Source organism: Vibrio phycocola (genome assembly GCF_054404255.1).
In genome coordinates this window covers 1-23,695 of record NZ_JBTAMQ010000008.1, presented here as the reverse complement: position 1 = coordinate 23,695, position 23,695 = coordinate 1, and the positions used below count along the sequence as shown (strand labels likewise).

The 23,695-nt window shown below is 41.7% G+C and carries 26 protein-coding genes and 1 pseudogene; 21 read left to right on the top strand and 6 right to left on the bottom strand.

The features are described 5' to 3' along the window. The first annotated feature begins 304 nt into the window (after nucleotides 1-304). The 4 genes from ACXJY6_RS11905 to ACXJY6_RS11890 all read left to right on the top strand — a co-directional run bounded on the left by ACXJY6_RS11905 (nucleotide 305) and on the right by ACXJY6_RS11890 (nucleotide 3,260). Nucleotides 305-1,003 (top strand): HAD family hydrolase, encoded by a 699-nt coding sequence (locus ACXJY6_RS11905; protein WP_458768479.1) that lies wholly within the window; start codon nucleotides 305-307, stop codon nucleotides 1,001-1,003. Nucleotides 1,004-1,142: 139 nt separating this feature from the next. Next, the gene (locus ACXJY6_RS11900; RefSeq protein WP_458768478.1) at nucleotides 1,143-1,949 is read left to right on the top strand and encodes an AraC family transcriptional regulator; all 807 of its coding nucleotides are present in this window, start codon (nucleotides 1,143-1,145) and stop codon (nucleotides 1,947-1,949) included. A 75-nt stretch (nucleotides 1,950-2,024) separates the two neighbouring features. Next, nucleotides 2,025-2,648, top strand: a complete 624-nt coding sequence (locus ACXJY6_RS11895) for a LysE family translocator (protein ID WP_458768477.1) — start codon at nucleotides 2,025-2,027, stop codon at nucleotides 2,646-2,648. A 264-nt stretch (nucleotides 2,649-2,912) separates the two neighbouring features. After that, nucleotides 2,913-3,260: a DUF3316 domain-containing protein gene (locus ACXJY6_RS11890; protein WP_458768476.1), complete on the top strand. Its 348-nt coding sequence runs from the start codon at nucleotides 2,913-2,915 to the stop codon at nucleotides 3,258-3,260. Between the two features lie 94 nt (nucleotides 3,261-3,354). Here the strand turns inward: ACXJY6_RS11890 and ACXJY6_RS11885 are convergent, their stop codons facing one another. Beyond that, nucleotides 3,355-3,810 carry an Lrp/AsnC family transcriptional regulator gene (locus ACXJY6_RS11885; RefSeq protein ID WP_458768475.1) on the bottom strand — a complete coding sequence of 152 codons (456 nt, stop codon included), beginning with the start codon at nucleotides 3,808-3,810 and terminating at the stop codon, nucleotides 3,355-3,357. A gap of 150 nt (nucleotides 3,811-3,960) precedes the next feature. Here ACXJY6_RS11885 and ACXJY6_RS11880 point away from each other — a divergent pair, with 150 nt between their 5' ends. The 4 genes from ACXJY6_RS11880 (at nucleotide 3,961) to ACXJY6_RS11865 (ending at nucleotide 7,592) form a co-directional block, all read left to right on the top strand. After that, nucleotides 3,961-4,875, top strand: coding sequence for a DMT family transporter (locus ACXJY6_RS11880; protein ID WP_458768474.1), 915 nt, complete (start codon nucleotides 3,961-3,963; stop codon nucleotides 4,873-4,875). Between the two features lie 25 nt (nucleotides 4,876-4,900). Next, entirely contained in the window at nucleotides 4,901-6,106 is a 1,206-nt protein-coding gene (locus ACXJY6_RS11875; protein WP_458768473.1) for an amino acid aminotransferase, read from the top strand. A 402-nt stretch (nucleotides 6,107-6,508) separates the two neighbouring features. Beyond that, nucleotides 6,509-7,078 carry an outer membrane beta-barrel protein gene (locus ACXJY6_RS11870; protein ID WP_458768472.1) on the top strand — a complete coding sequence of 190 codons (570 nt, stop codon included), beginning with the start codon at nucleotides 6,509-6,511 and terminating at the stop codon, nucleotides 7,076-7,078. A gap of 22 nt (nucleotides 7,079-7,100) precedes the next feature. Beyond that, nucleotides 7,101-7,592: a putative outer membrane beta-barrel protein gene (locus ACXJY6_RS11865; protein WP_458768471.1), complete on the top strand. Its 492-nt coding sequence runs from the start codon at nucleotides 7,101-7,103 to the stop codon at nucleotides 7,590-7,592. A gap of 67 nt (nucleotides 7,593-7,659) precedes the next feature. Here the strand turns inward: ACXJY6_RS11865 and ACXJY6_RS11860 are convergent, their stop codons facing one another. The 3 genes from ACXJY6_RS11860 to ACXJY6_RS11850 all read right to left on the bottom strand — a co-directional run bounded on the left by ACXJY6_RS11860 (nucleotide 7,660) and on the right by ACXJY6_RS11850 (nucleotide 9,780). Beyond that, nucleotides 7,660-8,688, bottom strand: a complete 1,029-nt coding sequence (locus ACXJY6_RS11860) for an AraC family transcriptional regulator (protein WP_458768470.1) — start codon at nucleotides 8,686-8,688, stop codon at nucleotides 7,660-7,662. 195 nt (nucleotides 8,689-8,883) lie between these two features. Further along, nucleotides 8,884-9,318, bottom strand: a complete 435-nt coding sequence (locus ACXJY6_RS11855; RefSeq protein WP_458768469.1) for a DMT family transporter — start codon at nucleotides 9,316-9,318, stop codon at nucleotides 8,884-8,886. Nucleotides 9,319-9,321: 3 nt separating this feature from the next. Further along, on the bottom strand, nucleotides 9,322-9,780 hold the full coding sequence (locus ACXJY6_RS11850; RefSeq protein ID WP_458768468.1) for a DMT family transporter: 459 nt from the start codon (nucleotides 9,778-9,780) through the stop codon (nucleotides 9,322-9,324). A gap of 94 nt (nucleotides 9,781-9,874) precedes the next feature. Here ACXJY6_RS11850 and ACXJY6_RS11845 point away from each other — a divergent pair, with 94 nt between their 5' ends. The 7 genes from ACXJY6_RS11845 to ACXJY6_RS11815 all read left to right on the top strand — a co-directional run bounded on the left by ACXJY6_RS11845 (nucleotide 9,875) and on the right by ACXJY6_RS11815 (nucleotide 17,596). Continuing rightward, a complete protein-coding gene (locus ACXJY6_RS11845; protein ID WP_458768583.1) occupies nucleotides 9,875-10,786 on the top strand; it encodes a LysR family transcriptional regulator in 912 nt (303 codons plus the stop codon). Nucleotides 10,787-11,216: 430 nt separating this feature from the next. Further along, nucleotides 11,217-12,368 carry an HDOD domain-containing protein gene (locus ACXJY6_RS11840; protein WP_458768467.1) on the top strand — a complete coding sequence of 384 codons (1,152 nt, stop codon included), beginning with the start codon at nucleotides 11,217-11,219 and terminating at the stop codon, nucleotides 12,366-12,368. Between the two features lie 9 nt (nucleotides 12,369-12,377). Beyond that, entirely contained in the window at nucleotides 12,378-12,746 is a 369-nt protein-coding gene (locus ACXJY6_RS11835) for a response regulator (protein WP_456049767.1), read from the top strand. After that, the gene (locus tag ACXJY6_RS11830; RefSeq protein WP_456049766.1) at nucleotides 12,743-13,327 is read left to right on the top strand and encodes a chemotaxis protein CheX; all 585 of its coding nucleotides are present in this window, start codon (nucleotides 12,743-12,745) and stop codon (nucleotides 13,325-13,327) included. Before ACXJY6_RS11835 ends, ACXJY6_RS11830 begins: the two co-directional genes overlap by 4 nt. Before the next feature lie 14 nt (nucleotides 13,328-13,341). Further along, on the top strand, nucleotides 13,342-14,652 hold the full coding sequence (locus ACXJY6_RS11825; protein ID WP_458768466.1) for a sensor histidine kinase: 1,311 nt from the start codon (nucleotides 13,342-13,344) through the stop codon (nucleotides 14,650-14,652). A gap of 23 nt (nucleotides 14,653-14,675) precedes the next feature. Beyond that, the gene (locus ACXJY6_RS11820; protein ID WP_458768465.1) at nucleotides 14,676-16,298 is read left to right on the top strand and encodes an EAL domain-containing protein; all 1,623 of its coding nucleotides are present in this window, start codon (nucleotides 14,676-14,678) and stop codon (nucleotides 16,296-16,298) included. Continuing rightward, nucleotides 16,295-17,596 carry a response regulator c-di-GMP phosphodiesterase, NosR family gene (locus tag ACXJY6_RS11815; RefSeq protein ID WP_456049763.1) on the top strand — a complete coding sequence of 434 codons (1,302 nt, stop codon included), beginning with the start codon at nucleotides 16,295-16,297 and terminating at the stop codon, nucleotides 17,594-17,596. Before ACXJY6_RS11820 ends, ACXJY6_RS11815 begins: the two co-directional genes overlap by 4 nt. Nucleotides 17,597-17,663: 67 nt before the next feature. On the opposite strand, the gene ACXJY6_RS11810 is transcribed toward ACXJY6_RS11815, so the two are convergent. Together ACXJY6_RS11810 and ACXJY6_RS11805 are read right to left on the bottom strand one after the other, a co-directional pair. Continuing rightward, nucleotides 17,664-19,319 (bottom strand): sensor histidine kinase, encoded by a 1,656-nt coding sequence (locus ACXJY6_RS11810; RefSeq protein ID WP_458768464.1) that lies wholly within the window; start codon nucleotides 19,317-19,319, stop codon nucleotides 17,664-17,666. Between the two features lie 9 nt (nucleotides 19,320-19,328). Further along, on the bottom strand, nucleotides 19,329-20,144 hold the full coding sequence (locus ACXJY6_RS11805; protein WP_458768463.1) for a phosphate/phosphite/phosphonate ABC transporter substrate-binding protein: 816 nt from the start codon (nucleotides 20,142-20,144) through the stop codon (nucleotides 19,329-19,331). 416 nt (nucleotides 20,145-20,560) lie between these two features. Between ACXJY6_RS11805 and ACXJY6_RS11800 the strand changes: the two genes are divergently transcribed. From ACXJY6_RS11800 to ACXJY6_RS11775, 6 genes and pseudogenes are all read left to right on the top strand, one after another. After that, on the top strand, nucleotides 20,561-21,016 hold the full coding sequence (locus ACXJY6_RS11800; RefSeq protein ID WP_458768462.1) for a GNAT family N-acetyltransferase: 456 nt from the start codon (nucleotides 20,561-20,563) through the stop codon (nucleotides 21,014-21,016). Nucleotides 21,017-21,061: 45 nt separating this feature from the next. Further along, nucleotides 21,062-21,577, top strand: coding sequence for an SF0329 family protein (locus tag ACXJY6_RS11795; protein WP_458768461.1), 516 nt, complete (start codon nucleotides 21,062-21,064; stop codon nucleotides 21,575-21,577). A gap of 65 nt (nucleotides 21,578-21,642) precedes the next feature. Beyond that, nucleotides 21,643-21,780 (top strand): annotated as a pseudogene (locus ACXJY6_RS11790) (colicin E3/pyocin S6 family cytotoxin); the annotation flags it as partial. Between the two features lie 24 nt (nucleotides 21,781-21,804). Continuing rightward, nucleotides 21,805-22,071 carry a DUF6980 family protein gene (locus ACXJY6_RS11785; protein WP_458768460.1) on the top strand — a complete coding sequence of 89 codons (267 nt, stop codon included), beginning with the start codon at nucleotides 21,805-21,807 and terminating at the stop codon, nucleotides 22,069-22,071. 378 nt (nucleotides 22,072-22,449) lie between these two features. Next, a complete protein-coding gene (locus tag ACXJY6_RS11780; RefSeq protein WP_458768459.1) occupies nucleotides 22,450-22,971 on the top strand; it encodes a hypothetical protein in 522 nt (173 codons plus the stop codon). Nucleotides 22,972-23,114: 143 nt separating this feature from the next. Then, nucleotides 23,115-23,582 carry a GNAT family N-acetyltransferase gene (locus tag ACXJY6_RS11775; RefSeq protein WP_458768458.1) on the top strand — a complete coding sequence of 156 codons (468 nt, stop codon included), beginning with the start codon at nucleotides 23,115-23,117 and terminating at the stop codon, nucleotides 23,580-23,582. Nucleotides 23,583-23,695 lie beyond the last annotated feature (113 nt).

Sequence of the window (23,695 nt, the reverse complement as noted above, 5' to 3'; positions counted from 1 at the left end):
ATATATCGTTATTTTAGGCATAGATTATATAGCAACTTTTTCACCTAAATCTTCCACATATCACAAATTTAAAATACACCTTCAATTGCATATTAATGTAACAATATTATCGTTAGAAAACAGGTAGGATTAAACTTTAGACTGTGCTCACATTATGCTTATAGCAGGAACCATAATGATAATGACACAAATATCGAACAAATTTATCAACGTGCTGATCTCGCGTTATATCAATCGAAGCAGAGCGGTAAAAACATGTGCTCTGCTCAATAGCTTTCGGAAGAAATACTGAAAAGGTTACAGCATGATCAACACAATAATTTTCGACTTCTTTGGCACATTGGTAGAGTACTCTACTCATCGGAAATCTTTACAATTTTCACAGACTCATCATTATTTAAATACCAATATAATTGAAATAGAGTATGAGTCGTTTGTAGAAAATTGGCATAAAGTGTTTTGCAAACTGGAGCAACAATCTCAAGACAGCCAAATCGAATTTTCTTTGCACGACGTGCTGACAGAATTCTTATTTTTTGTGAATGCCAAGCAGATATCAGACGATATTGAAGAAGGGTTTATTGATCTGTATATTCGCGAGTGGAGCGCTCATATTAAACCCGTTCCGGGCGTTGAAGCGTTACTTGATAAGCTATATTCAAATTACAAACTTGCGATCGTTAGCAATACACATCACATAAAAATGGTACCAATGTTGTTGGAAAAATTTGCCATGTCTGGTTATTTTACTGAAATTGTAACCTCGGTGGATCATGGCCGCCCCAAACCTCATAAATCAATTTATCAAGTTGCGCTCTCGGCATTACAAGAAAAAGCTGATAATTCAATATTCATTGGCGACTCATATGAACATGATTATTGGGGGCCACAAACCGTCGGGATAAAATCGATACTCATATCAAATAAACCTCCAAAGAATGTTCCAAATGAGCACGTCATTTCAAATATCACCTCCCTAAACACCATTATCAAAATTACTTGATACATAATTATTGGTTGTAGAACAGTGGTGTATATGAGGTAACCAAACAAGAACGTATTGCGCCTATATTTATATTGTGATTTGAGGATATTTACATCAGAATGAAATTCAAACTCTCTTTAAGATCAATAGGCACCGAGTGGAAAAATCGAAGCTCTGGGTAAATCCAGACTTGTCTGGCATAGAACTACTTTCGGCCAGCTATACCAAGTTTGAGTTTTCTAAACATTGGCATGATGAATTGGCGATTGGTGTTATTGAAGAAGGTGCAGAAGGCTTATTGTACCGTGGTAAAAATATCATCATACCCAAACGTCATATCGTCGCTATCAACCCCTCAGAGGTTCATACGGGTTTTTCAGGTTCGCCAGAAGGCTGGCGATATCGCATGTTTTATTTCAATATGAAGTCGCTAAATGACACTTTTGAAAATAGTTGTTTTCCTCTAGACCCTATCATTGATCGCCCAGTTATCCACGATGAAACGCTATTTGATACATTGCTAAAACTGCACATTTCGCTCGAAGAAACATCGTTTCAGTTAACTAAAGAGTCTTTATATACCGTCGCGCTAGAAAAACTGTTTACGAAGTATGGTTCTCCTAAACAAGAGATGTATAAGCATATTTGTACCAGAAGCAGTTATCTTGCCAGAGATTATATTCACGATAATTTCGAGTTAAATCCTTCACTAACCGAACTTGAAGACATTTCAAACTGTTCTAAATTTCAGTTAATTAAAAGCTTTAAGACAGTGTTTGGCGTCACTCCTCATCAATATTTACTTTTAATAAAGGTTTTCAATGCCAAGACTTTCCTTGCTAGAGGGGCGAGTTGTGTCGAAACATCGCTCGCTTGCGGGTTCTATGATCAAAGTCATTTTACCCGCAATTTCAAGAAAGCCTTTGGCGTATCTCCATCCAATTATCTAGTCACTCAGCATTAGTTTTAGCGTTCAATTTTGTACAAGACCACGCGAGATTAATTCCTTATTCTGCGCTTCTTTACTTAGGAGGTGAGTATGAGTTTATTTGTTATTTGGTTAGGGGTGATGTTTCCTCTGGTATTTAGCCCTGGCCCCGCCAACATTGTTTTTGCAGCATCAGGAGCAAAGGTAGGGGTAAGAAAATCTATCCCGTTAATTGCTGGTGTAGATAGTATTTTCATTATTAAGTCGATTTTAATCGGTTACGGGTTAGGGGAGGTTGTTGGCACGCAACCGAAGTTAATGAATGTGCTGCAATTAGTAGGCGCGCTCTATCTTGTTTATATCGCCAGTAAATTCATTCGAGTTCAGGACAGTGAACAGAATAATGCTTCAAGAACACTAGGTTTTTTTGATGGATTGTTGATTCAATTGTTAAACAGTAAAGGCTGGCTAATGGTATTTCTGATGTTTACCTTGTTCGCGCAACAGTCTCAGGAAACATTTGGAGCAAACGGTGTTGCCGTCTTAATTATCTGGCTGGCGGTGTTAAACATTTCTATGCATTTTGTCTGGGTATCAATTGGTGAATTACTGTCGAAACTGTCGAACAGCCCAATGTATGAGAAAGGGATGAATTTCTTTTATGCAGGCAGCCTAGTCGCTGTTGCTGCCTGGCTTGTGATGGACAATCCGCTGTTCACATCACTATTTGCATGACACATGGAAAAACTTTAGCTCCTAGCTAAGTACGAGTAAAGGGCGAGTTAAAGAAAATATCGCAATCTGATAGAGGTGTAATTTCTTGATTTTAAATATTAATCACATCTATTACCGCTAATGAAATATCGAGATAATCTAATTAACGTTTGTAATTTCACATTTACGTTGTCTTTACATAACTTGACGTACATCACATAATTTCAACGTTATGATTAGTCTTAAGCAGTAAGGGCACTGTTAACCAATATTAGGAAAAAGACTATGAAATCATTAATCACTATATTCACCACTTCTCTACTACTAAGCACTGCATCTTTCGCTGGTTCAGTAACACAAGAGGGCAGCACAGACTTAGCGACCGCGACATATCAAAGTAAAGCAGAAGCGTATGATGCTGGATTCAAGATGATCGAAAACTTAAAGACGTTGTCCAGTGATGAGCTTATTAAAAAGCTTCCGTTTTACGTTCAAGCATCTGCTGATGACGTTATGCTCAAAGACACGAAAGTCACCATCACTGAGTTTGCGACTTCTCCGAGCGAAATTAACTACCAAGCAATTGTGAATGTGGATTATAACTTCAGCGCGTATCAGCAAGACGAAGACTAAATCAAGAATGAATAACAAGCCCCGTTACGATAACTCAATTTATCGACGGGGCTTTCTATTTGAAACGAATATACGTTAAGAATAAATCAGCCCGTTAAATATATAATGGTAACGATTTTTTGGTGATGATTTGCCTTACAGATAAATGCGTATGAATGTCTTTTACACTGGTTATTTTGTGAAGTTTTTTTGTAAATGATTCATAACCAGCCAAATCCGGGGTGACGACTTCTAATAGATAATCGTATGCTCCCGAAACAATATGTCCATTTATGACCTCTTCTATACTCGAGAGCGCATATTCAAAGCTTCTGATCGATTCTTCCTGATGATTATTCAGACTCACCTCAACAAAAAACGTCATCGATATTCCTATCTTCTCCTTACTCAAATTAGCAAGGTAACCTTCAATATAGCCCTCATCTTCAAGCCGTTTTAAACGCCGAGCGCAAGGGGAAGGCGACAAGCCAACTCGCTCTGAAAGATCCGCAGTAGACAATCGTCCTTCCGATTGAATAATTTCAAGTATGTGACGATCAATCCTATCCATAATTACCCTCGCCGATTTCAATCAATATTTTATGAAAAGTTAATTCATTCCACTACAAATAGCAATTTCCGGTTAAACATTTGCCGATTAAATGCGTGATGTTTGGTGAATAATATCATTAACAAGTATAGAGAATAGGTAATAGGTGCAATGGAAAGAGCGATCCATTCAGTAACGGGAAGATTGAGTCAGAGCTTTGTCTCTCCTTTAGCAAAAGGTTACATGGCAATGTTTATGGTGTTGATAATCTGGTCAGGGTTTTCTCTCACCATCCGTGCAATCGGTACTTCACCTCTTAGTATTGCTGATGTTGCATTAATCAGGTTTTTTGTGCCATTGGTGCTATTGGCTCCAATGATCCCTTCACACCTGAGAGCCATAAAAACGACGCGCATTTCGGACGTACTATTTATTCTGCTAGGAGGCGTTCCATTTTTGTTCTTAGCTTCTTTAGGGGCAAAAACGACACCTACCGCTTATGTTGGGGCTATCTTAGCGGGGACTTCGCCCTTTTTTATTGCTCTGCTTTCCTATATTTTTTACCACCAGAATGTGTCTTTGAAGCGTGTTCTTTCTTTATCATTGATACTTGTGGGCATCGTGATAATGGTTATCGACCGTACTGGCAACGCGACTAACAGTATGTCCAATGGTGTATTTTATTTGCTATGCGCTGCGCTGATTTGGGCAGGGTACATAATGGGGTTAAAACGTGCGGGCCTAAACGCGATTACCGTAGCAATTATCCTATCGTACTTGTCATTCTTTATTACATTAGGGCTGATTTGTTGCGAGTGGGTTCCGAGTAATTTCGGCTCATTTTCATTTCAAGAAGCTCTACCGTTTATTGTTATACAAGGATTGGGCGTTGGTATCCTCGCCACAATAGGATTTTCCTATGCCGTTGGTCAATTAGGCTCCGAGAAATCTTCGACTATAGGCTCGATATCACCAGGCTTAACAGCACTACTCGCAGTGGCGGTTTTCGACGAGCCGCTATCAGCTGTCATTCTTTGTGGGATAGGATTGACCATTACAGGTGTCATTCTTTCCAACCGCAGTTAGTGTTTATTCAGGGAGAATTAAAGTTATGTTAGAAAACTTACCGAATTTGAGCGGTGACCCATTATGGACACTTTTAGATGAGTTTAAAGACGACCCACGAGAAGAAAAAATTGATCTTATTGTGGGGGTATACCGAGATGAATCGGGTGAAACTCCAGTTATGCAAAATGTACAAGATGCGGAACATTACCTAGCAAAAAAGGCGCACTCAAAGTCATACCGATCGTTATCTGGCAATCTGGAATTTAATCACCAAATTGCAACATTTTTGCTCGGGGATATCAACGCCAAACTTGAAAGCCAATACACGATTCAAACCGTCGGTGCATCGGGAGCACTGAGAGTCTTGGCGGATTTTATTGTGCATCTAGCTCCTAATACTGTTATATGGAATACCAACCCAGGCTACATCAACCATCGACCGATTATGGAAGGTGCCGGGTTAAAGGTTGAGCCTTTCCGCTGGCAGGATAAAGATGGAGAGTTGGATATCGAAACCTGCTTTGCCGATTTGGAATACGCCGTGGAAGGAGACGTCATCTTGCTTCACGGTTGTTGCCATAACCCAACGGGAATAGACCCATCTATCGAACAGTGGCAACAATTTTCAGATTTCTGTCAGCGTAAAAAAGTAATCCCATTTATCGATATCGCTTATCAAGGTTTTGGCGACACACCAGATAATGATGCCGCTGGACTGAGATTGATTGTGGAACAAAATGATGTGGTATTTGTTGCCGCAAGTTGCTCGAAGAATATGGGACTGTACTGTGAGCGTACCGGTGCCGCAATGGTTGTCGCGAATAATAAAAGCCTGCTAACCAACGTACGTCCATTGTTAGAACGCATTACACGAGCGAACTACTCAATGCCACCGAATCATGGCTCCGCAATTGCTTCATTGCTATTCAGTAACCCTGAACCTTGGTTACAAGAACTAACAGGGTATCGAGAACGTGTTATCGATATCCGTAATGAGCTTGGAGACATCTTGTCCGAATTAGGCGCTCCCGCGTCACTCCACGCAATCGCCAAGCAAAAAGGGATGTTTTCGATGTTGCCCTTAAGCACCGCTCAGATGGCGCTATTGCGAGACAAGTATGCAATTTATGGTATTCCTAATGGCAGGATAAATATTGCGGGACTCAGGCAATCTCAGATAAGAATACTGGCCGAAGCACTGGTAGATATCATCGACGACGAGATCATGACTAATCATAACACTCGCTGAACCAACACTGGTTCAGCCTTTTTTCCCCAATACGAGTCGGTGTGTGCAGTATTTGTATTTTACTTGCTACGACTTTAACCAACTCCGCCGTAATTAATCAACTTACTTAACTTCCTTTACTCCAGATTACCTCAAATAACCACGAGTATAGAGAGAAGGTATCACCACTTTGATGCCTTCAACTGCTTGGTACACATTGCCGCCAATAGGAATATCCAAACGCTAATCATCTGCAAACGAAATTTGAATCAAATTGACATTAAATGGTTACAAATGAACATAAACAAAACCATTGTCAGGCCATATCATGCTCCAACGAAATGTCGCTAAATAACGAGTCCATTGACTGGGTCATCGTATTAGGCGATACCGATTTAACCCTAAAAAACGTGAGAGTTTATTATGTCAACTACTGTGAACACCGTTACGCTTGCCAGTTTATTATTATTGCCAGTCGGCTTGGCAAATGCCGCAAACGGGAATTCTTCATTCAAAGTATTAATTGGTGCGAAATCACTTGATTCTGATTGGGGAGACGACGATTCAATGGACACTATCGGGTTTCAGTTTACTTACTTACCGACATCGTCACCTGTGGGGATTGCGCTAGATTTTTACGGCAGTGGTAACGAGAACCAAACTAATGGGGTGACCACAGAAACAGGCGTTGCTGAAATTAATTTTGGGTTACGGTGGCAAGCGCCCGTTTTAGCCGATTCATTTATCCCGTACTTAGGCGGGGGCGTTAGTATTTTAGGCGCTGAACTTCAATCAGAGCAGTCAGGCTCGAAGAAGACTTATGAAGATGAATCTACTGGGTATTGGATTGGTGGCGGGGTTGACTACCTCATTGCAGATCAATGGTCTATAGGTCTTGATGCTCACTATTCGAATAGCGATATGACGCTTAATGGCGAAGAGCGTGACGCGGGTGGATTTACTTGGGGCCTAACGGCGGGTTACCACTTTTAGCAGTAGTGGCGAGGAGTAAAAATTGAAATTAATCACTAAATATTTTGTTGTGTGGGCATCAATACTCTCGTCATTTGCACATGCAAATCAATTTTATGTAGGCACAGACTTTAGCCGTATGACCTTAGATCAAACAGAATTTAATTCTGTAAATGTCAATAATATCTTAGCTGGGTATGAGTTTAATCATTGGGCAATTGAAGGCAGCTACAACATAAGTCGTACACACAATAACTTTTACGGAGGTGACCAGAAAATCAATATGGTTCACCTATATGGAGTTTATCGCAGTCAAGAAACGCTTTTCTATAAAATTAAGTTCGGTGTAACGAATGAAAGATACAAATTTTATGATAGCAATGGGACGTTAAAATTAGACGATGTCCATACCGGTATCGCTAGAGGGGTGGGAGTCGGGTACCGATTTGACCAATTTAATGTTGAACTTGAATATAGCTGGTTAGGCGGTAGTTTAGAGACGTTTGGTATTGGGGTTCGTTACCATTTTAATTGAAACTAGAAACTGGATACAAACAGAGCGATCCACTTTCAATACTGTTCTTTACATATCGAAATGAGCGCTACTCAATGCGTCTTGACTCAATATACTCTTTGGGGGTGGCGTTAAAGTAACGTTTAAACGCTTTATAGAAACTACTGGTATCCTTGAAACCTAGATTATAACTGAGTTCCGTAATACTAGGTGCATTTGGCTTGTTGAGATTGATGATAATGTATTTTTTACGAACTTCATCAACGATAGAACGAAAGGTAGTATTTTCCTTTTCTAGTTTACGATATAGCGTTTGTCTACTGGTATATAGCTTAGTCGCAATTTCATCGATTCCAATTAGATGACCTTCTGACATATTACTCGTAACAATTTCAGAGACTAATGTTTTTATACTGCCAGTATCGTTGAGTGCTCTTAATACTTTATCTGCATTTTCGGCCATTATTTCTTTAACATAGCGGCTACTAGACGTAATAGGGTACGTTAAAAAACTGGAATTAAAGACAAGCTGATTCGTTTGCGAACCAAATTGAATGTTCGACCCGAAGATAGATTCATATTTGTCAGCGTAGTCGGGTTTCTCACAGGTAAAATGAGCACTTTTTATTGAGAAAGGGTGCGCACTAAGCATTCGAGCCCAAGCAACCATCGCACTAAAACTGCGCTCTATAGCTTGATTTGGATAGTTGTACTCTGAATGAATCGTTAACGACAATGTACAATACGTACCATCATCATCGATCTCCCAATGCTCAGAAGGATTCATCAAGATAATATTTTTCTGGAAGAGGGTTAATGCCTCTCCAATGGTATCGGATTGGCTTACCCAACTCGCGAGTACTCCTTTGGATTCCGGGGAGATTTTTTGGCCAATAACAAGCCCTATCTCGGCGCAGGGGTGGAACGTTCCAATTAGACTCCACAGTTCAATGAACGTATTTTCAGGGATACGAGTTAAAGGTGATTTGTTACGTGAATGACACAAACCCAGTGCTCTGTATTTCAATTTAGCCGAAGCGGGCAAATTTCCGCATGCATCGATCACATCCAAAATAGACGCTATCGAAACAGAGTTTGAAAATTTTATATCAGACATTTATATGTCCGAAAGTTAGCAGCGGGTGAGAGTGTATAAACATACCAATAACCTAAAATGAGCTGGAGTACTTATTTGTCATAATACATTAGCATTCTAATTTCTCAATCCTACACGTGAGTTAGCTCATAAGAATACGTCCTGATATTGCCATCAAAAGTTAAGGCTTGAATTGAACCGGACTTTACTCAATCGTTAATTATTCATGCTCTTTTTTTTAACTTCTATCATCTCTTTGAATACGACTCCCACAATGATCAGTCCTGCTCCCACGTATTGTTGAATATAACGATCAGTGCTCAATGAATCAAAGAACACACTCACAAGCATTTGCCCAGCGATAACCAGTACAATGGCATTGGTTGAACCTAGTTTGGTCATGACGAGGCTATTAATCGCGACATATAATGCTCCTATTAGTCCGCCAGAATAAAGCACAATATCACTGGGGAATATTTCTGGAGGGTGATACCAGAAAACGACGAACAGCGAGAGGAAAATTAACCCTACGATGTGATTAAAATAGGAAGCACGAAATGCACCATAATGTAAGCTGAGTTGACCATTCAAAATCCGATTTAGCGCAATGCAAAACCCGTTTAAAAGCCCTAAAAGTATGTATACCGTCATAGATTACCCCTTGATGAATATCAACATAAATGAACCCGATGTAACCAGTAATATAGGGATCAAATCACGATACAGAAACGTTCGTTGTTTAAGATTAAAAAGCCCAAGATGTTCACAAAGCATAGAAAAGACCAGTTGGCCAATGAGTGCTAGTGCCAGAGTTCCCGACAATCCAACGCCACTATTTATGGTGATCGACGCCAAAATCACGGTTAATGCTCCAGGAATGCCCCCAAGATGATAAATCTTAGTCGGTTTTGCCATGTGTACCTTGCTAGGGCTTATACCCGTGTTGAAGATAATGAGTAGACACCAAGCGACAAACGCGCCCACGGCATGAGCTATCCATGACGCACTTAATGCGGATGTAACGGATGCAAGCTGGCTATTTAAGTGGATCATGAGCGCAAGCAAACCGCCACCAATAACCGCAAGTAATGAATATTTATTGAGACGTTGCATTTTAATTCCTCGTTTTTGATACAAATATTTTAATTGGGAATGAAATGAATGATAATGCCTCTTATAACAAAACATTGGAGAGTAATAGTTGACAATAAAAGACTCTTTTTCAGCGATTCCTGTTTTCGTCGCCGTCGTCGAAACGGGGAGCTTCTCTTCTGCTGCCAATAGATTGGGTATGACGAAATCCGCGGTCAGTAAGAGGATTTCGGTACTTGAAGACAGTTTAGGTGTCAGGTTATTTCATCGCACAACCCGAAAGTTAACCCTAACAGAAGCGGGGGAGCGATTTTCCGACTATGCGAGAAACTCATATATTCAAGCGCAAGATGGCTTCGCAGCAATATCGATGTATCAAGGCAGTCCAAAAGGAACGCTGAAGATCAATGCGCCAATGACCTTTTCCAAACTTCATATCGTTCCTTATATCAAAGAATTTCTGGAAAAATATCCTGAACTGGATGTGGTGATGAGTATGGATGACAACCTCATTGATATGACCGAAGGAGCATTCGATGTCGGCATAAGAATAGGAGAGTTAAAAGATTCATCGTTGATCGCAAAAAAACTGGTAGGGTGCAGAAGTGTTGTGTGCGCCGCTCCTGAATACATTAAACACAATGGAAAACCGAGTTGCCCCGAAGAGCTGTCTCATCACAATTGCATCTACTACAGTTTGTTTCAAGCAGGGGTTGAATGGACCTTTTACCAGAATAATAGAAAAATAAAGACACAGGTAAAAGGCAACTTCGTGGTCAATAACAGCGAAGCAATTGAACACGTACTCTTGCAGGGGTTAGGTATTTGTCAAATGCCCACATTTATTATTTCCGAGCACCTTTCAAACGGCACGTTGATCCCACTATTAGAAGAGTTTACGTTACCAGAACATGCCATTTATGCGGTATATCCGGAACGAAAACACTTGCCAGAGAAAGTCAGTGTTTTCATACATTTTCTCAAAGAGAAACTAGGAGATGGCTTCGGCTACTGGGATGACAATTGATCTCTTGGTCAAAGCCTGTGTCTCACACGAAGATAACCTCCAAATCTTGACCGTGGACACCACGGTGAAAACACCCAAATAGGCGAAAACGAGACTCTAGCCTTACTTTGAAGAAGCTGAATTATTGTTAAGTCGCATACAGACTCCTAGTAAACAGTGTATTCAGAAGCGTGACTAATTTGTCATCATCCGCAAAGCACGTTGAATTCAAGGTTTCACCATTAGCAGCTTCCACATCTGCGATTCCGACCACGTTCCCTTAAACGGCTTAACGTCACTCCAGTCACACATAAGTGTAATTTGTTCACACTTTGAACACTTTTTTAACAAAACGCCATATTTTGACTATGCTAGATATATGCAGCTAGGTTTGTAGTGAGGACTCTATGGTAACCACCAAAATCCTATAACTAACGAAAAGCGAGTAACTATGGCACAGAGCAGTTTTCAAGTTCTCTACATTGATGATGATGAATTCATGCTGAAAGCCGCCAGCAGATTGCTGAGGCGTCTTAAGCCTGACTGGACGATTACCTTAATTCAGGACCCAGTCAAATGGCGCGAGCTTGTCGATTCACAAGGCACCTCTCCAGATCTGGTATTAAGTGATTTGATCATGCCAGAGCTCAAAGGTGATGAACTACTCGCACAAGTGAGCCAGCACTTTCCTAATAGTATTCGCGCGTTAATTACGGGTGATACCACAGTTGAGGCCGATGAACTCATCAACAACTGGACCCACTTTATTTTACCCAAGCCCTTTACTGAGAAATATTTTAAACAGATCCTTACCTGTGCAGAACGACTTCAAGCCGCACCATTTTCCACCGATTGCCGTCAAAAACTCGCTGGGATTGAAAATTTGCCGATACAACCCAGCATTGTCAGACAACTTGAGAGCTGTGCGTTAGACGAGCAATGTGGCAGCGCGGAGTTTTCCAATATCGTTGCTAATGAGCCGACTTTGGCAGGACAAGTAATTAAAGCCGCCAATTCGGTATACCTAGGTTTTGAAAGTCGGACGAGCTCTTTGAGCACTGCGGTGTCGAGACTAGGAATGAAGGTGGTGAGCGGATTTGCAATGGCCATGATGAGTCGCAAGAGTTATCAACGACTCAGTGATGAAGAACATGAATCCATAGTCACGCGCCACCAACAGTTGGCAAGTGCGGCGGAAGCATTGGCGAAAAAACTCGATTGGCCCACCGAAGAACAAGAAAAAGTCTACTTAGTTTGCTTACTATCGTCGATTGGAGAGTTGATCCTCAAGGAACATGGCTTCTCAGAAGAAACAATTCCAAAGAACCCACTGGCCTTGCAACTTGGCTATCGAGATATCGATGTCATATGTGCCTATGTACTCATTCTGTGGGGCTATCACTTACCGATTGTCGACGCAATTCTCACGTTAGGTCAATCACCACCAAATTCCACTCCCGAACAATGGGATGTCGGCCAACTGGTTCGCTTTTGCCAACAATACAATGAGGCGAAGGCCAATGGTAGCCAAAATGAATGGGCCGATAGGTTACCTAAACCGCTAACAGAACTTGCGGGTTTATTATTATCACCGAAAGAGTAGGAGGAGCCGATGTCATCGATTTCAATCACCATTGTTGACGATTCAAAGATGTCTCGAAAAGCAGTAATGCGCGCGCTGCCACCCGAACTTGGCAGCAACGTGCACGAAGCTTCGAATGGCGTTGAAGCGTTAGAGAGATTTCACGAAGGTAAAGCCGACGTTATGTTTCTAGACTTAACTATGCCAATCATGGATGGGTTCGAGGTTTTGGCAGAGCTAAAAAAGCTGGAAGCGCGTAACTTTGTCTTTGTGATCAGTGCTGATATACAACCAACATCGCAACAGAAAGTTATGGAACTGGGCGCGGTATCGTTTCTCAAAAAACCATTGGATGCGCCTAGCTTAAAAGCGCTGTTGCACGAGGTGGGGCTAATATGAATCATACATTAAGTGCCGACCATGAGGATTCACTCAAAGAATTGCTGAACATATCCATGGGTCAGGCGGCCTGTAAACTGGCCACCTTGTTGGATCAACCCGTAACCTTGACGATTCCAAGCATCGATGTCGCTTCACCTGATCAATTGATGGAGATGTTTGGTGATGTCAAATCGAATTATTACACACGGCAGCCCTTTTTTGGCCAAATGTCTGGTGAAGTCATTACTCAGTTAACCAAACAAGGTGGCAAAACCATCGCCAGCGACTTATTAGCGCTTGGAGATGGGAAAGAGATAGACAGCCAGACACTTAATGACTGCCTGCTGGAAGTATCCAACATTTTGTCTGGGGCAAGCCTTAGGGGGTTGTGCGAACAAATTGAACTCAACACGCGAACTCAACCACCGGAGATGTACTCGCCTGAGAGTCAACCAATACCCAGTGAAAAGTGGCAACAAGCGATCATTTTACACGTTTCTTTTTTGATCGAGTCAGCCAGTTTTGAAACCAAGACCATCATTTGTTTCGCTGAGGATGGATTTAATGTCATCGTCAACAGGTTAGACGAATGGTTATAACAGAGGGGTGAGGTATGAAGGCAAAATTAGCGCTCTCGGATCTACTCAACCAATTATCAGTGGCTGTTTGCATTGTGCGGAAAGACTACACTGTTGTCATGGTTAACTCATATTTCCAGTCACGCTCTGGCCTCGCTAAAGAAGCATTACTTGGTCAAAACCTTTTGTCCGTTTTTTCTGATGGTGCTACTTTGCTTAAACGCAAGATCGACACTGCATTTGTGATTGAATCACCGAGTTTTTCTTCGTGGGAGCATGCACCACATGTTTTACCGTTCCAATCATCCCGCCAAGTATCAGGACACGAAGAAGAGATGTTTCAGGATCTTGAATTCATTCCTATTCACAGCCAAGACGGAACGTTAGATCACGTCTGCATCTGCGTCTATGATCTTACTGCTCAAGCTTGTCAACACACAGAGCTAAAAGTCTTGTCTCAAAGTCTCCATCGCGAGCAGGCTGAACTCAAAGATGCGTTGAACAATCTAAAAAAAGCACAAAGCCAGTTGCTGCAGTCGGAAAAAATGGCATCAATAGGCCAACTCTCGGCTGGAATCGCCCACGAAATCAACAACCCGCTCGGTTTTATCACTTCAAACGTTCAGACCTTAGATGACTATTTTCGTAAAATCTCAGATGTCGTGACCTCGCTTGAACAAGCAATAGATGATTCAGGTCACGCAGCTTTGATCGAGAAAAAGAGCCAACTGATTGAACAGTCTCAGATTAACTATGTACTGGAAGACGTTACCGATTTGATTGCTGAGTCCCTTGAAGGATCATCAAGGGTGATGTCGATCGTCAAAAACCTCAAAGAATTTTCTCATGCTGATGACTCTGAGTGGCTCTACAGCGATTTGCGCCAAGGGTTAGATTCGACATTGCGTATCATTGACAACGAAATTAAATACAACGCCACAGTAGAGCGTGAGTATGCCGATGACACGCCGAGTGTGTATTGCCAACCAATGCAATTAAATCAAGTATTTCTCAACCTACTGGTCAACGCGAGACAGGCGATGGGTGAAGACAGTGGCGTGATACGAGTGCGCATTCAGCCGATAGCGGATGACAAAGTGGAAGTCCAGATTGAAGATAATGGCTCTGGCATCCCCAAAGAAAATCTCACGACGATTTTTGAACCATTCTTTACCACTAAACCCGTCGGGGATGGTACTGGGCTCGGATTGTCCGTGTCCTATGGAATTATCAATGCCCATGGGGGCACTATTAGTGTCGACAGTGAAGTAGGCAAAGGCACGACCTTTACCTTGATATTGCCAGTGAATAAAGTCACGTCAGACACGGCCGATTCAAGTAATTAAAACAATCTATAGGATGTATTACGATGGATTTTGCTGAGATACTCATAGTCGATGATGAAATGAATATCCGTAATGCGCTGCGACGGGAGCTACGCTTTAAAGTCGCTACGGTACATACTGCAGAAAGCGGGACACAAGCGTTGGAAATATTGGGTTCACACAATATAGACCTGATTATTACCGATTACTACATGCCGAATATGACTGGCACTGAGCTACTTTTAGAGGTTAAGCAACGTTACCCAAATATCCCCGCGATCATGTTATCGGGTCAAGCCGATTTACATGGGGTCACGGCTGCAATCAATGCCGAGGTACTTAAACAATATGTAGATAAACCTTGGAATAGCCAAAAGTTAGCTTCGACAATCGCCACGACTCTAAATGACCATCAACCCACTCGTGATCGCCTAACTCAGATGGCCAATCTCCATGAATTAGACCAACGACTGACCGCTCTGCCACACAAATCCGAAAATGGTCGGTCTTGGTTGCTGGTAATTGTGGATATTACCAAGTTGGATTCATACAACACGACTCATAGTAAGGCTGCTGGGAATAGGCTGATCCAGAAAATGGCATTAGCGATTCAACACGAAGATGATCCCGTCTGGTATCGAGTAGGTGATAAGTTTGTCACATTGACGGAGTTTTCTGCACAAGGTAACCAATGGATTGATGCTCTTAGCGACAGAGTTCGATTGGCCTGCGCGCACACAGACGGTCAAACAGCACGTTGCTACATCGGAGATGCCAAAAAATGGGCACATTGGTGCGAGCAAATATCATCGGAAGCCAAAACGAACACATTGCCAATCAGTGATAATCTCTACTGGTTAATCCAAGAAAACAATCAAGATATCGCAGAAGAATACAAACAGTTGGGTACGTTAATTCACGATCTGGAATTGGGCAAAATCGAAACATTTTTTCAGCCTCAACTGACTCTGGACACTGAGGAGATCACCTATTGCGAGTCCTTGGTTCGCCGCCGGTTGCCTGACAGTTCCTACCAAAGTCCAGCTCAATTCTTACCTCTGATTTACAAATATGAGCTCGACGACATGCTCACTGTTGTGGTGATGCAGCAAGCGGTATCGCTATTACGTCGTAAAGATAAGCCCGAAAAATTAACAGTCAGCGTCAATATTACCGCCAAGCAATTAGTCACGGGGTTTGCACTTAGTTTATTACAAGGCATTGCCACCGATACTACATTCACACTTAGTGATATTGAGCTAGAGGTCGTGGAAAGCGATCAAATTTTCGATTACCAACGTGCACTCGCTCAATTTAATCTACTGCATGACTTAGGTGTCACGATCGCGATGGACGATTTTGGCACTGGCTATTCTGGATTTGAATCACTGTGCGAGCTGCCTTTTGATGTTGTTAAAATTGACGGCCGGTTTATACGCGCCCTGGGAAATAAGGCGTCCGATGAAGTAATTTTGGCGTCGATCACCGACAGTGCCAAATCACTTAATATGGAGGTAGTGGCAGAATGGGTCGAAAAACACAGTCAAGTTGATTACCTAAAACGTAAGGGCTGTAACCGTATACAAGGTTATTTGGTCAGCCCTCCATTACCCGCAGATGAGTTTTTACGCTTTATTAATAACCGTGTCACAGGAGCCGAACTATGAATGATGCTGAAGGCAGCGAAATCCAAGAAAAGTTGAACCTCTTGTTACTCGATGATGAGCCAGATATTCTGAAATCCCTCACACGTGTGCTTAGGTTTGATTACCAAGTGGTCTCGTTTAATAACGGCCACGAAGCTCTCGCGTACTTAGAAGAGAATACTGTGTCGATTATCATTTCCGATATGCGTATGCCCGAAATGGATGGAGCCGAGTTTCTCACTAAAGCGCGAGAAATTTGTCCAGACTCGATCCGCTTTTTGTTAACTGGCTACAGTGACATGGATTCCACTATTCGAGCGGTCAATGAAGGTGGCATTCATACCTACATTGCAAAACCATGGGACAACGAAGGGCTGAAGTTAACCCTGTCTAAGGCGTCAGAGTTATTTGAACTACGTCGCCAAAAGAAGGCACTAACCGATGAACTTCAGCAAAAAAACGCGCAGTTAAATATCTGGAATGATGCTCTGGAAGAGAAAGTAAAACAGCGAACGTCCGCGTTACAAAATTCCAATAAGAAGATGAGTGCTTTGCTGGCGAATCGAACTCGAACCTTTAAAGATATTTTATCAGCGCTGTCGGCCATCATTCAGCATGCAACGGGGCAACCACATCAACAAAATGAACGAGTCGCAGAATACACTAAATTAGTGGCTATCCGAATGGGGTTACCAGAAGCGCAAGTGACACACTGTTATTTAAGTGCCTTACTGCATGAAATTGGCTTGATCGGTGCAGTCTCCGATTCGGACAAGAGCGTAGTACATGGTGACAAGGCTAAAATTCGCCTTGCACCATTGGCCAACGCGGAACTAGGAGCAACCATAATAGGCCAAATCCAACGTTTTAATCCGCTGGTCGACATTATTCGCCACCAGGATGAAAACTTCGATGGAACAGGGCATCCAGCGCACCTAGCTGGTGAGGCGATCCCCATCGGAGCGCGTATTTTAAGGGTGATCAAAAACTACGATTTCTTTGTATCGAGCCCACACAATCCTTCACGACTCAAGCCCAGTAGTGCTCGAGCGTTTATTGAACAACAAGCTGGGGGATTGTACGACCCCGACGTTGCACTTCACTTTTTCGAAGTACTCAAAACAGATATTGAGAAATCGGATCTAGAACTGTGTGTCGGATTAGATGAACTGAAAATCGGAACAGTGATAAAGCAAGATGTTTATCACCCGAATGGCCAAATGATGTTATCCGCTGGGCAAGAGATTAACGAAACGATGCTCAATAAGCTCAAACAAATCGAAGACTCAGTTGAAGTACCTATTGCGGTGTATATTTAATAGATAGAACCAATAGCGAAATACAAGAGTGGATTCGAACTGGATAGTTGTGAGTAGGAGAAACACATCACGAACTTGAAACCACGGAAGTCTCTTCTTGTTCCACGAGGGTGAGAGGAAAGGACAGTGCCACTAGCAAACCACCAGTGTCCCTGTTTTTAATACGCATCTCACCCTCGTGGTTTTGAACGATATTATAGGCAAAAGTCAGCCCTAACCCCATACCTTGACCCACAGGTAATGTGGTATAAAAAGGGTCATACAGACGTTTAAGTTGAGCATCCTCGACGCCACAACCGTTATCAATAACCTGAATAATTAATCTCTCTTCAAGCTGACGTACCGATATTGAAATCTCACCTTCGGATGGTGTTGCTTTGCGTTCACATGCCTGAATCGCATTTTTCAACAACTCAGTAAATAGCTGACGAAAATCCTCTATGTGCACGAGTAATGGAGGTAAGGTATTAAGTGATCGATTCAGTGAAAAGCTCAGAAGATCTGATGGCGCAAGTGCCGCCAAACAATCTGCAACCAGTTCTTTTAGTAATATAGGCTCGCGATTACTTTTATCTTGGTGTAGTTGAGTAGAGTAGTGCTGCAAAGCCGTTACGATGGCACGAACTCGGTCAACACTGTTCATCGCGTCATTGAGACTGTCACGAAAATCTTCTTCTAAACAGTCGACATAATTCGCTTGCTTCCACTGATCAAATTGCTGAATGGCTTGATCATCGCTAACACCGCGTAATGCTTCACTGCGTTCTATCCACTTTAGATATGTACTCAGGTAGCTTTGGCACATCTGCAGGTTGCTGCTGACAGCTCCCATCGGGTTGTTGATTTCATGAGCCACTCCAGCCGCCATGGTACCGATAGACGCCAGCTTTTCAGATTCAACCAATTTTTCTTGGGTATTTTTTAGCTGTTCATTAGAGTCAATTAGCTGTCGATTGGTATTTGTGAGCGCTTGAGTCCTTTTTTGTACTCGAGTTTCCAAGGTTGCATTGGCCTCTTCTAGCTCGTTGCGGTAACGTTCTGCCGTGTTTTCAGACTCTTTAATCTGTGTCACCATATTGTTGAACGCTCGCGAGACCGTCGCCAACTCGTCTCGACCATTCACCCGAATATCGACATGACGTGAGCCTGCCGCAATATCATCAGCCGCGCGCCTCAGCTCACTCAAACGTCGGGTTAAATACGCGCCAAGCACATAAGAGAATAGGGCAACCAACGTCATTTCCCCGAGTACGATTAACGTACTCCACTTTTTCGCAGAGTCGATGGCCGCGTTAAGTGCAGACATATCAAACCCAAGCCATACTGCACCAAACTCGATCCCAGACTCTTCGATCAAGCTCGATACATCAAAAATGCCATCATCGACGAAACTGGAACCCCGTTCGAGTTGTACAGGGTTAAATTCATCGGGTAGATCGCCAGCACTGGACAACAATTGCCCACCTTCACCAAGCACCGCAACATAGATAATATCTTGATTATGCAATAACTCTTGAGTAAACGACTCGACCGTAGCTAAGTCATAGGACAACACTGCGTTTTTGACTGTCGACGCAAACAAGTCTGATGTTGAAAAGGCTCGTTGATCCAATCCGTCAAAGTTGGTCGTTCGCAAATAGTTGAGTGTTAGCGTCAACAATATCGCGAGTAAAACCGCCTCAATTAAAGCAACGCCAAGTATCGTCTTTAGTCTCAATGACATAGAGAAAGCTTACTCTGTAAGGTATTTATCAAGTAGGGTGATATTTAGCGAGCGGACATCATCCCAGTCACTGTTCTGTGCCTGCTCAATACCCTTGAATTTGATGCGTGACAACAATGCTTTGCCATCATCGCTGTCGTTGAGTGCGATTAAAGCGTGCGCAACCTTGTCACTCACTTCTTTTGGTAGGTCGGGATGAGTAGCGAACGCATGTGGTGTATAGCCGGGCGTGCGCCATAAAACTTTCAGATTCTCGCGTACCGTGCTATCAGTATTGTTGAGTGTTCGCTCAATCCCGCCACCTGCTGGAAAAAAGTCTTTGGCAACATTGATGTATACAGAATCATGCGAAGAAACATATTGAGGCGTAAAATTGATGCCCATGGCTTTGAGCGATGAACGTGGAACAACACTGGCGGCAAACGCGGCTGGTGACGGGAATACTAATGTCTCTCCATCTAGATCTTTTAGCTCTTTGATGTCACTGTCGCTCTTGACCACAACAATGCCACGGATCTGCTTGTCTTTTTGTTTTGCAAACGCCTCGTAGCCGGGTTTTTGATGAAATACGGTGTAGTGATAAGGATTCATGTAAGCAATATCGTATTCGCCTTTCAAAACACGTTGCTCAAACTCGGGAATATCTTTAGCGGTACGAAAGATAACTTTATACCCAGTCTCTTCAGAGAGGTGTTTCAATATCGGCCCCCAATTTTTAGCGAGTGTGATCGCCGATTGTTGTGGGACGATGCCAAACGTCAGCACTTGTTCTTGTGCCTGCACCGGCAAGCCAATTAGTAACGCGATCAATGCGAGTTTCTTCATGTTCTTACCTCTTTGAATAAATAACCTACATAAAGCATAGTTAAAAGGGGCGGTTTTTCTAACTTTTTCGGACTTTTAATAAAGCTGGCGGGGTAAGCTACCTTTTAATTTTTCTCGTTATATAGGCTCGATTCCATAACTGAGGCATAAGAAATGTGTTACATATTATTAAGTTAGAACTTAGAATCATTGAGATAACGAGACAAAATAGACAGTTACTGGTTTTAGAATCATTTTGTCTACCGTCGAGGGATGGTTAAGTCTTACAATAGCGGTCATACATTAAGCGATGAAGTTATTAAGTTATTAAGTTATTAAGTTATTAAGTTATTAAGTTTAATGGTCGAGTGTATTGAGTACACCAAAGAATTCACATAATAAGGCGTGAACAGACGGAAATTAAAAAGGAGCTATAAATGGAATTAAAATATCGTGCAGCGAATTTTGAAGATTTAACAAGTCTTGTTACTTTGCTTTCAAATGACCCTCTTGGTAATCAAAGAGAAGACCCTTCTATTCCATTAAATAACTCTTATCTAAAAGCGTTCGAAGCCATTGTTCAAAACCCAGACAACCAAGTGCTTGTTGTAGAGCTGGATAACACGCTAGTCGGGATGCTTCAAATTACCTTTATCCCTTACCTGACGCACATTGGGAGTTGGCGCTGCTTTATTGAAGGAGTCCGAATCCATAGCGACTATCGCGGACAAGGTCTCGGCCAGAAAATGTTTGAACATGCTATCGAGATGGCTAGAAGTAAAGGCTGTTCAATCGTTCAATTGGCAACCGACAAGCGGCGCCCTGATGCAATCAGGTTCTATGAAAAACTTGGATTCAAAGCAACACATGAAGGGTTTAAACTCGCGCTGTAGACTCGCTGGTAACAGTTCTGAGCTCGATACTAAAAAGGCAAAATCATGCAATGGAGTAAACGAAAGAAAAAAGTAGAAGAGTTTTTCTGTGAGTCTATAAAAGGGCGAGTTGAATTACGTTCTACTCATTATCGAGGCTCTCAGGATGAGCAAGGCCGCGGGTATATTACTTTCGATAAAACGGAAATATGGAGTATGTGTACGCTTTCATTTTATTCGATCGAGTACGAACGTATCGAAGAAATTATAAATCGAAAGGGGATTACTCCATATGAAGCCCAAAAAATAACACACGAAGAGTTAGCCTCGGAAGGTAAATTCAATCAATACACTTTCTATGACTCACTAGACGAATACTGCAACAACTCTATAGAAGCATCAATGGAATCAGATAATCTTCTGATAAGGTGCTTGGCAATGTTAGATTCTAGGCTTGGTAAGCGTAGGCTTCGAAACTTAGAATTTTCAAAAGAAAGTCAAAAGGTAGTTCAATTCTATAGAATCCGCTGCGAGTGTGAAGGTATTCCATTTAACAAGTCAAAAAACTACGCGCCTTCATAACCAGACTCAGCAGAGATATGCCGATTAATGAAATATAACTGGATAGTTGAAAGAAAGGTAAGAAGCGAAGATATTATGAGTGGGGTTACACCCACAGTGATATTGAGAAATATGACAGTAATGGGAAGCATCTTTACTCAGTAGAGCCTGAAACAGTAGAGAATTATAAACCACCGACTCCTGTTAGAAAAATTAAAAAATAATATAGGTATTATGAAGGTGAAAAAATGAAATGTTGTGATTCATTTACTTATGCATTGCGAGAGAGCGTCATAAATTATATTCCTAAATTTAGAGAATATGGAATACATATTCCAGATGGTGGCTCGTCGATGTTGACTATAATTTATTGTCCGTGGTGTAGTGCTAAACTACCTAATGATTTACGAGATACTTGGTTTAACATCATATTCGATATGGGACTAGAACCTACTGAGGATCCAATACCAGACATTTATACTTCAGAGGAATGGTGGAAGATTCGAGGGTTGTAATATGAAACAACAATCGAAAAGTTAACGTGTTTCTGCCCCATACCTTCTCAGAACTACCAAACTCTACTGTTAAAATTTCATACGGTAATAACCCACATCATACTCGTCGTTTATATTGGCTCGATTTTCTAGTAGTAAAATAAGAAATATGTTACATATTAATGGGTTACATATTAGTGCTCTTGAGATAACGAGCCAAAATTGAAGAGTGTTTTGTATTGGCTCGTTTTGCTAATGTTAAGTTGAAGATCTATTAATATTTATCCGATATAAAACAGACACTTATCGAACTTTCGGACTATAAACCTGGCCTGTAAAAACGAGCCGGCATATTATTAAAAATGTTAGGCATCAATTCATTCCAACTAGGGAAGTTAAATGACTGTGATTTTAGAAAAAGCAACACCGCTATTAAAAATTATTATTTATGGTGCATTTTTCATTGGCATAAGTTTCGCTCTTATAGGTGTTTGGCTGGTCTATTTGGGGTCGACTGGATTAACGGAATTAAATCTATTGGGGCAAAGTTTTGAGTCAGTCAATGTTGGTATTGGCGCAGTATTTATTGGCGGGGTTGTTGTCTCCCTTACCCTACGGAGAGCGTTTCAAACTATAGAATCAGGTATGAATCACGCCGCTAATGAAGTTCAAGCGAAGGTTGCACGAAAGCAACAACAGCTTTCAGGGAAGCAACTAGAATTCCTAATTATGATAGCTGAAAAAGGAGAAGGAGGAGCATATGCGTGCCACTTGGAAGAAGAAAATAAAATAGGTCTGAGCAGAGAAGATATAGTTTACCGAGCAAGAGATTTAGAAAGCCATGGATATATTTCTATCAAGAACCTTACGGATTATCAATATAATGTTACGGAAAAGGGTCTTCAAGAATTACCAAACTGATATATTTCAGTAAGCAGGTAAATGCCTAACAAGTTGCTCAAACGGACAAAAAACAGTTGGCTTTTGCTCGTTCCTCGTTAATTTTAGCCAACTATTTTTCGCCGCTTAGCAAGGCGTTATGAGGTAGAAGGATTCGAAATTGCATGAAATACAAGATTATTGATAAATCTAAATCGAAAGAAATTGCCAAACTGGCTGTATGTCTAACGAATGAAATTATTGAGCGTACAGGAATCAAACATTTTGATGTTGATATTCCTCTAGCGATTGACCTATGTGAAAACTATGTATCAAATGGCATTTATCATGTTATGGCTGCATTTGATGGAGATAAAATCATTGGGTTTGGTGCTATCTGCAAAAGTCATTCATTATACGCAGAAGGCAGTTTTGGTATTATTCAAGAGTTTTACGTAATGCCAGAGTATCGCTCCAAAGAAGTGGGTAAATCACTTATTCAAGAAATAGTGGAATTTGCTAAACAACAAAAATGGAAGCGTGTTGAGCTATGCACGCCCCCAGTCCCAGAATTTGATCGTACAGTTGAGTTTTACCAAGCTAACGGCTTTAAAATTACTGGTGGTTACAAAATGAAATATGCAATCGCATAACAATCAGCAGCAACGGACTGTCAAGCGTTATAAAATCTACGGAAAGTACAGTGGTAGAAATTCGAGAAATGACAATCTCTGATTACCATGGGGTGATTAGCCTGTGGATTCAA